Annotated in this window: 1 protein-coding gene; it reads left to right on the forward strand. The window is 30.8% G+C overall.

The window, feature by feature from the left end:
* Positions 1-263: 263 nt before the first annotated feature.
* Entirely contained in the window at positions 264-1,310 is a 1,047-nt protein-coding gene (locus tag TCEL_RS00195) for an IS30 family transposase (RefSeq protein WP_018657253.1), read from the forward strand.
* The last annotated feature ends 393 nt before the right edge of the window (positions 1,311-1,703 follow it).

A 1,703-nucleotide genomic window follows, 5' to 3' on the forward strand; every position in this document is an offset into this window, starting at 1 on the left:
ATACCTTGAGTATCATATAAAGATTTATTAAGAAATAAAAAGAAAAATAAAGAATTAATAAAATATATTTTTATATTTGTTATTTTTAATTATGAAGAAGATTAAATCACATGGTATTATGTAAAAGTCGCTTGCGGGGAGCAGCGATGAAAAGAAAAAAGGTTCATTGTAAAATTAAATGCAACAGATAAAAAATATTAAAACCATAGTGAAAATCATGTATGATATAGGTGTCAAATCCAAACATACAGGAGGTTTTCACTATGGTTGATAAAATTAATTCTAACACAACTGTACGTTCTTTTAAACACCTAAATAGCTATGAGCGTGGAGAAATTTATGCATTACTAAAAGAAGGTAAAAGTATTCGCTATATTGCTAAAAAATTAGGACGTAGTCCAAGTACTATCTCCCGTGAAATTAAACGTGGTACTACCTTACAGCTTAAAAGTGATTTATCTACATTTACAAGTTATTTCCCTGAAACAGGTCAGGCTGTATATGAAAATCATCGCTCAAATTGCGGAGCAAAAATTAAAATAGCTACAGCCGAAGCTTTTATAAAGTATGCAGAAACAAAAATTCTTAAAGATAAATGGTCCGTCGATGCTGTAGTAGGTTATTGTAAAAATGACCCTGCTTGGAAGGATAAATATATTGTTTCTACTAAAACATTGTACAACTATATTGATAAAGGCTTTTTATCTGTACGCAATATAGATTTACCTTTAAAACTACGCTTAAAACCTAAGAATAAAAGAATTAAGCAAAATAAGCGTATTTTAGGTAAAAGTATTGATTTAAGACCAGAAGAAGTAAATACCCGTGAAGAATTCGGACATTGGGAAATAGATACTGTCATTGGTAAAAAGTCCGGTGATAATGCTCTCTTGACTCTAACAGAGCGTAAGTCCCGTTATGAAATAATGATAACTTTAAATGCTAAAGATAGTAAATCTGTTGATGATTCAATAAAAAAGCTTATGGAGATGTATAGTGATACTTTTAAACATGTATTTAAAAGTATCACAGCTGACAATGGGGTTGAATTTAGTAATTTAGAAACTTTGCTTAAAGAATATGGTATAGAGGTATACTATACTCACCCTTATTCTTCCTTCGAAAGGGGTACTAATGAACGTCATAATGGTCTTATACGTCGTTTTATCCCTAAGGGTAAAAGCATCAAAGACTTATCTTTTGATACAATTCAAAGGATTCAAAATTGGATGAATAGGTTGCCACGTAAATTGCTAAATTACAAAACCCCAGAAAAATATTTTTATGAAGAACTATCGAAGATTGCTTAATCCCATATTTTGAATATTATAGATGTCGCTTGTGGTTTATCAAGGGTAAAGCTCCGCCTGCTACGCAGCCCTTGACAAACCCATGCACTCCATCTCCTGTTATTATTAAGATGGGCTTAAGGCTGATTTTGACTATTGTCAGTCCTATTCTACATGATTTTTCACAGGGGTGTTGCATTTAATATTGCAATTTAAGTAAAAATATCCATGTATTTACCATAACTTAAATAAAAAGCTATAAAATTATATATTAAAATCCTTCTGTCTACCAATACTTTTAAGGTTTTAWWAAAAACCCCCATGCAAGAACATATTACATGGGGGTAAATGCTACTAATCTTGATTTTCTTCAACATTATTTGTTATACTTGCTTGTTCTGATTCAACTTGCTT

Source organism: Thermobrachium celere DSM 8682, assembly GCF_000430995.1.
GTDB lineage: Bacteria > Bacillota > Clostridia > Clostridiales > Caloramatoraceae > Thermobrachium > Thermobrachium celere.